This is a genomic window from Arthrobacter sp. H-02-3, from assembly GCF_003097355.1.
Classification (GTDB): domain Bacteria; phylum Actinomycetota; class Actinomycetes; order Actinomycetales; family Micrococcaceae; genus Arthrobacter; species Arthrobacter humicola.
The window spans coordinates 79,662-86,951 of the sequence record NZ_PYUI01000022.1; the positions used below are offsets into that span (position 1 = coordinate 79,662).

At 69.5% G+C, this 7,290-nt stretch carries 4 protein-coding genes and 1 pseudogene; 3 read left to right on the forward strand and 2 right to left on the reverse strand.

Annotated elements, in window-relative coordinates:
• Positions 1 to 18 precede the first annotated feature (18 nt).
• Positions 19 to 3,558: a S41 family peptidase gene (locus C9424_RS17815; protein WP_116768211.1), complete on the reverse strand. Its 3,540-nt coding sequence runs from the start codon at positions 3,556 to 3,558 to the stop codon at positions 19 to 21.
• Between the two features lie 74 nt (positions 3,559 to 3,632).
• On the opposite strand from C9424_RS17815, the gene C9424_RS17820 reads away from it, so the two are divergent.
• Complete coding sequence (locus C9424_RS17820; protein ID WP_116768212.1) at positions 3,633 to 4,526, forward strand: TIGR01777 family oxidoreductase; 894 nt, start codon at positions 3,633 to 3,635, stop codon at positions 4,524 to 4,526.
• Positions 4,527 to 4,593: 67 nt separating this feature from the next.
• Here C9424_RS17820 and C9424_RS17825 read toward each other — a convergent pair whose 3' ends face one another.
• The gene (locus C9424_RS17825; RefSeq protein WP_237563537.1) at positions 4,594 to 6,363 is read right to left on the reverse strand and encodes a serine/threonine protein kinase; all 1,770 of its coding nucleotides are present in this window, start codon (positions 6,361 to 6,363) and stop codon (positions 4,594 to 4,596) included.
• Between the two features lie 107 nt (positions 6,364 to 6,470).
• Here C9424_RS17825 and lipB point away from each other — a divergent pair, with 107 nt between their 5' ends.
• Positions 6,471 to 7,139 (forward strand): lipoyl(octanoyl) transferase LipB, encoded by a 669-nt coding sequence (gene lipB, locus C9424_RS17830; RefSeq protein WP_116768214.1) that lies wholly within the window; start codon positions 6,471 to 6,473, stop codon positions 7,137 to 7,139.
• Positions 7,136 to 7,290, forward strand: a pseudogene (locus C9424_RS17835) (lipoyl synthase); the annotation flags it as partial. The gene lipB and the pseudogene C9424_RS17835, both read left to right, overlap by 4 nt.

Sequence of the window (7,290 nt, forward strand, 5' to 3'; positions counted from 1 at the left end):
GCGGACCCGCGGGGCTGCCTAGGCCTGGCTGCCCTGCCGGCGTGCAGGCAACGGGGCGGGCCGGACACGGCGGTAGCCCTCGCGCAGCGGGGGACGGTCCGTGGGCAGTTCCTGGATCATTTCCTTCAACGCCCCGATGCCGTATTCCAGCTGCGGGTCAGTGCCGGCGGCGTAGGCGTGCGGCGGGAAGGTCACTTCGATGTCCGGGGTGACGCCGAAGTTCTCCACGCCCCAGCCGACGCCGCCGGCGAACCAGGTGGCGTAGCGCGGCTGGGTCACGCCCGTACCGTCGGCCAGCGCGAAGCGGTTGTCGATTCCGACGACGCCGCCCCACGTGCGGGTGCCAATGACGGGTCCGATCCCCCGCAGCTTGGAGACCTGGGTGATGATGTCGCCGTCGGATCCGGCGAACTCGTCCGTCAGGATGATGACCGGTCCGCGCGGTGCGTGGTGCGGGTAGGTCCGCGGTTTCTCCCCGCGCGGCATGCTCCAGCCGGTGACCTTGCGTCCGATGAGTTCGGCCACGAGCTGGGAGGTGTGGCCGCCGCGGTTGCGGCGGACATCGACGATCAGCCCGTCGAGGGCGGTTTCGGTGTCGAGGTCGCGATGCAGCTGGGCCCAGCCATTGGCCATCATGTCCGGGATGTGGAGGTAGCCGAACGTTCCGTTGGAGGCTTCGCGGACGGTCCGCCGGTTGCCGGCGACCCATTCCTGGTACCGCAGGCGTTCCTCGTCCTTGACCGGGACCACGGCCACGCGGCGCTGGCCGCCCGCGGCTTCGCCGTGGCCGGCACCGTTGCGCAGGGTGAGTTCGACGGCGCGGCCGGCCGCGCCGACGAGCTGCATGGCCGGGGTCAGCGATTCGGTAAGTACGACGCCGTCGATCGCCAGCAGGACGTCGCCGGGCTTGACGTCGGCGCCGGGCCGGGTCAGCGGAGAAGTAGCGAGCGGATCCGAGGACTCCCCCGCCAGGATGCGGGTGATTTCCCAGCCCTCGCCGGTGAACTCAAGGTCCGCACCGAGCCGGCCCTGGGGGCTGCTGCCGTTCTCGGCGACAGCCATCGGGCGGACATAGGCGTGGGACGTGCCCAGTTCGCCGTGCAGCTCCCACAACAGGTCCACGAGGTCATCGTGCGAGCCGAGACGCTCCACCACGGGACGGTAGCGGGCGTGGATGGATTCCCAATCCTGGCCAGCCATGTCTTCGGTCCAGAAGAAGTCGCGCTGGAGCCGCCATGCCTCGTCGAAGGCCTGGCCCCACACGCTGAGCGGGTCCATCTGCACGCGGATGCGCCCGAGGTCCACCTTGACGAGCTGGCCGGATTCCTCGTCGGCCTTGGCGCCCGCGGGAGTGACCCGGATCTGTTTGTCCTGGATGAACACGATCTTTTCCCCGTCGCCGGAGATCCGGTAGCTGTCCAGCGCCTCCACGATGGTGGAGGTGCGTCGCTTGGCGAGGTCGTAGCGGACCAGACTGGGTGCGGCGCCCTTGTCCTCAAGGCTGGCCCGGCCTTCACCTGTGGTGCCGGAGAGTTCATTGTCCAGCCAGAGCAGGGCGCCGGAAGCGGCGGTCAGTGTGGAGTAGTTGCCTTGCGGCACGGGGACACCGATGACGCGGTGGGCCAGGCCTTCGGCGTCGACCCGCACGGCCGGCACCTGCTTCGCTGCGGGCGACGCCGCGGGTCCGGCACCGGTCACCGCGGCACCGTCCGCGTCTGCGTCCGTGTCTGCATCGATCTGCAGGTCGACGCTCGGGCCGAACGGGGACGGGGTGTCCGCGGCGAGGGCCACAAGGTAGGGCTTGATCGGGCTCGGGAAGGACAGATCGAAGGAGTGTCCGTCGTAGACCGGATCGAAGCTGCGGTTGGAAAGGAAGGCGAGGTATTTGCCGTCCGGGGTGAACGACGGCGATTCGTCGCGGAACCGGCCGTCGGTGACGTCAATGATCGCAGTCTGCGTGCCGCCGTCGGTCCTGGCGATCCGGAGCCGGCTGCGGGAACCGAAGGACGTGACCGGCTCGGACCAGCCGAGCCAGGCGGAGTCCGGGGACCAGGTGAATCCTTCGATGCTGCCCTCCCCGATGCTGCTGAGCAGGGACATGGTGCGCGTGCGCGTATCGGCAAGGTAGATGTCACCGAAGGCGGTGCCTACCGCGAGCCAGCGCCCGTCGGGGCTGGCTTCGATGGCGCTGGCCCGGCTGGGCCTGGGGAAGTCGATCCGCGTGAGACCGCCGGATGTCGGCGTCTCGGTCCCGGCGGTGCCAGATGTGCCGGTGCTGGATGCGTGAGTCGCGGCGGCCGCGGCGGGGCTGGACACAGAGCCGCCTGCCACCGCTGGCGTGGTTCCCGTGCCCGTCAGCGCGGCCGCGGACACCGGCTTCGGCAGCGGGATGCCGGCCCCGGATTCTTCAGACTGGACTGACTGAAGAGGCTGCGGCGCCTTCGGGGCCCCAGCGAGTCCGCCGGACAGGGGCGCCGCAATTGACTTGAGGTACAGGGCCTCGACGCCGTCGTGGTCGGCGACATAGGCGATCCGGCCCTCGCCGAAGGGCCGGGGAAGCCGTGCCCGGACGCCCGGGGTGGCCTCAAGGACGCGGGAGGGGCCGTCCTTGTGCCGCAGCCAGTGGAGGGTTCCGTGGGATTCGACGGCGCTGGACGCGCCGGTGCGGTCCGGAATGACGTCGCCGAGGTGCCGTGAGGGCTTCAGCGGGGCGGGACGGCGGGCTTGCGAGGCGGAGCCCAGCGAAATGTCGAGTTTGACCGCCTCCGCGTCCAGGCTCGGCAGCAGCCAGAGTTCCCCGGCAGATTCGAAAATGACGCGTTCGCCGTCGGTGGAGGCGTGGCGCACGTAGAAGTCCTCGTGGTCCGTATGGCGCCGCAGGTCGCTGCCGTTGGGCAGTACTGAATAGAGGTTTCCGTAGCCCTCGTGGTCGGACAGGAAGGCGATTCGGCCCTTGACCCACAGGGGGTCTGTGAGATTGCCGTCCAGCCCGGCGGCGAGCCGCTCGAATTCGCCGTTTCCGTCGGCGTCGATCCACAGCTTGCCCGCGGCGCCGCCACGGTAACGCTTCCACCATGCCGGCTCACGCGACAACACGCTGGCAAGCACCACGGGACGTTCGTCGCCGACGACGGGGCCGAAAGCCACCGATTCCACCGGGCCGAAGGGAAGTTCATCCGCCCAGCCGCCTGCGACGGGGAGGCTGTAGGCATGGGTGTGGCGGCTGTCGGACTGGCGGAACGCGCTGGTGACCAGGACGTCGCCGTCGGGCGTGAAGCCCTTGACCCGGGTGGAGCTGTGGCCGAAGTAACTCAGCTGGCGGTAGCCGCCGCCGTCGACGTCGGCAATGACGACTTCCGGGGCAGTCCCCTGGACGACAGTCCACACCAGGCGCTTGCCGTCGGGGCTGAAACGGGGGTTGCGGGCCGGCAATTGCAGGGAGGAGACGCGCCAGGCACGGCCCCCGCCCACGGGTGCAATCCAGACGTCGTCCTCGGCCACGAAGGTGACCAGATCGCCGTGGAGATGCGGGAAACGGAAGTAACTCGAGGGGGTCATCGTTCGATCATAGCTACAACGGCCCGTACGGCCCGGAAGGTTTCGCCGCCGTGCCGGGCGTGGTGAGATGGATCATGCGAATCCTTGTTGCCGGAGCCTCCGGGCTGATCGGAACCGCCCTTTCCAACGCACTGCGCAGCGGAGGGCATGACGTCGTCGCCCTGGTCAGGCGTCCCCCCGCCTCGCCGGCCGAGTTCCAGTGGGATCCGGCCGCCGGCCGGGTCGATGACACCGCGTTGAAGGGCGCGGACGCGGTGGTCAACCTCTCCGGCGCCGGTATAGGCGACCGGCCCTGGACGCGGGCACGGATTGAGGAGCTTCGTAGCTCCCGGTTGGGCGCGACGCAAACTTTGACGACGGCGATGGCCCGGCAGGACACGCCTCCGGCAGTCTTCCTCAGCCAGTCGGCATCCGGCTACTACGGCAACGCAGGGTCCGTGGTGCTGCGTGAGACCGCGCCTGCCGGCACGGGCACGCTCGCGCGGATCTGCGTCGACTGGGAGGCCGCGGCACATGAGGCTCCCCCGGGCATCCGCGTGGTCACGCCCCGAACCGGCGTCGTCCTCAGCCGCTCCGGGGGCGCGCTGGGCCGGCTCATGCCGCTGCTGCGCCTCGGCGTCGGTGGCCCACTCGGCAACGGCAAGCAGTACTGGCCGTGGGTGACCTTGCCGGACGTGGCGGGCGCCCTGTCCTTCCTGCTCACATCCCCGGTGTCCGGGCCGGTGAACGTCAGCGCCCCCGAAACCGCCGATGTGAACTCCCTGATCTCGCAACTGGCGGAGGCGCTGCACCGCCCTGCGGTGCTGCGGGTTCCCGCCCCGGTGCTGCGGCTGGTGATGGGCCAGCTGGCCGAGGAATTGCTGCTGGCGAGCCAGCGGCTGGAACCGGCTGTCCTGGCCGGGAACGGCTTCGAATGGCAGCACCCCTCACTCGCCAAGGCCACGGCGTGGGTGGCCGGCCGGGACTGACCTCAACCCTGCTGGCCGGACGCGTCTCATCGGACGGAGCTAACCGGAGGCAGCAGGCCTCCTCCGGTTAGCCGGCGTCAGGATCCCCGGGGAGGATCTCGGCAATCCGCCAGCGTCCGTCGACCGGCACCAGGACAAACTCAAGCTGCTGTGCGGCAGCGGCCGGGACCTCTCCCACCACGTTCCCGCCGCCGTCAAGCTCCTTGTACCCGGAGGACTCCGTCGTGATTGCCACCACGGCCCGGCCGGGGCTGCTGTCCGCGGCGGTTTCGACCCTGGTCAAGGCGGTCGAGAATCCGGCCAGGACATGGCCGGCCCCGCTGAGCTGCGTCCTGATCCTCTCGTCGGCAACAGCGGCGGCCGACGCCGGAGCATTGACGGCGTCGAGCAGGCCGAAGTCCCCGGAGGTGAACGCGAGCGAGCGGAGCCGGGCGAGACCGCGGACGGCCTCTGCGGGGTCCGTCGAGGCCAGCAGTGCCTCCAGATCCGGGCGTACAGCGCTTTCCCCGCCGCCGGCCGTCGGCGTCTCGTCTGCCGGGCCGGGCGACGGCTCAGCCGCCGTCCCTGCAGCGCCGGTAGGTTCCGCCGGCACCGGCGAGCCGGGGCCCGCACCGTCGTCGGCCCCGAGCGCGGAAAAAAATCCGGCGACGGCGTCGCGTGCCGGCGCACCGCCGGCCAGCAGCCACGTGCCGGCCAGCAGAACCAGAGCCGTGAGACTGAGCGAAACGGCCCATCGTGCGGGGGTCCTTCGGAAGCCTCGGTGGGCTCCGGCCGCCCCGGTGGTGCCCGGGCGCCGCCACGGACCGGGCGTTCCAGAACGGGACCGCCATGACTGTTCCTGTGCTGAACCCGGCTGCTTCCTGCGCAGGAAGCCCCCGGCGGGTGCCAACCCGCGCCCGTGCCGCCGGAGCTTCACCGGCCGGCGCCTGCGCGGCCCGGGCTGCACATCCCGGCGGGTGAGCAATTGTGGAATGACCGTCGGATGGACGGTGATAGAGAGGTCCACGGGCTCTGCCGTGCTGCTGCGGTAGACCGCGGCGGCCAGGTCTGCGGCCGACGGACGCTGCCTCCGGTCCTCGTTCAGTCCGGCCTCGAGGGCTGCCACCAACGCGGCCGGAACCTCAGGGACGAGGAGGCGGAGGGGCGGCCGCTGCGCACCGGGCTCTGGAGCCCGTCCGGTCAGGCAGTACCAGCCCAGGGCCGCGAGCGAGTAAACGTCCCGTTCCGGCTGTAGGCCGGCCCGCACCGCGTCCGCCGGGGCCGGATCACGGAATCCATCGGTGCCGGCTTCCACGGTCGAGGTGGCGTCGGCCACCATTCGTGCGACCCCCAGATCGGCGAGCAGGGGTTTGCCGGAGGCGGTGAACAGCACGTTGCCGGGGGCCACATCGCCATGGGTGAACCCTTGGCCGTGAAGGTACGCCAGGGCCTGAGCGATCGGCGTCAGGACTGTCACCGTCTCGCCGGGCCCCAGGCGTCCCCGGCCCGCGACGAGCGCCGCCAGCGAGCCGCCGGGAGCGTAGTCGAGCGCCAGCCCGAGGCCGCCCTCGCCCGCCTCAGGAGGCCGCCGCAGGCGAACCACTGCGTGGGCGCGGACCAGGTGGTCATGCTCCAGTGCGGACAGGATACGGACTTCACGCCGGATCGCCGCTTCCGTTTCCGCGTCCTCCGCCGCGGTGCCGGAGCCGGTGTCAAAGCATTTGAGGGCGAAGTCGCGGCGGGTGAACTGTTCGGTCACGAGCCAGACCGTGGCGCTGCCGCCGACGCCCAGGCAACGGCCGACGTCGTAGCCTCTCACTATGGGGGCCGGACTTCCGGCCATTGCGGAATCTTCCATACCCAAGGAATAGCCGATCCGGCGGAATGCCGCAGAAGTTATCCACAGGCATGAGAGCTTAAGCACACAATCGGGAACGACGCCGGGCGGGGTCTAAGCTTGATGCCATGACTCTTGAGTTCAACCAGCTGGGTCTCGCCCCGGACTTCATCGATTACACACGCGGCTGGGAGATCCAGCGCGAACTGCACGAAGAAGTCCTCGCCGGCACCGCTCCCAGCACCGTACTGCTGCTCGAACACTCGGCCGTTTATACCGCCGGCAAGCGCACCGAAGACCATGAACGGCCCTTTGACGGGACTCCCGTTGTGGCGGTGGACCGCGGCGGCAAGCTTACTTGGCATGGCCCGGGCCAGCTGGTGGGCTACCCGATCATCAAGCTGAAGAACAAGGCCGGCATCCGCGACTACGTGGAGCGCTTGGAAGCGGTGATCATTGCAGTCCTGGCGGACTACGGCATCGAGGCCGTTCGCATCAAGGGCCGCGCCGGTGTCTGGATCGAGCAGGACGCGAAGGGCCCGGACCGCAAAATCGCAGCCATCGGCATCCGCGTCTCCGAGGGCGTCACCATGCACGGCTTCGCAATCAACTGCAACAACGATCTCGCGCCCTACGGCCAGATCATCGCCTGTGGCATCACCGACGCCGGAGTCACCACGATCGCCCAGGAAACCGGCAGGGACGTCACCCCGGCGGACCTCGTGTCGCGGATCATCGAAGAACTGCGCAACAATGAAGAAGCCCTAGTTGCAACCCCAGAAGGAGCTCTACTGTGACACTGGCACCAGAAGGCCGGAAGATGCTGCGCATTGAGCAGCGCAATGCGGCCACACCGGTGGAGCGTAAGCCGGAATGGATCAAGGCCAAGGTCCAGATGGGCCCCGAGTTCGTCCAGCTCAAGAACCTCGTCAAGAAGGAAGGCCTCCA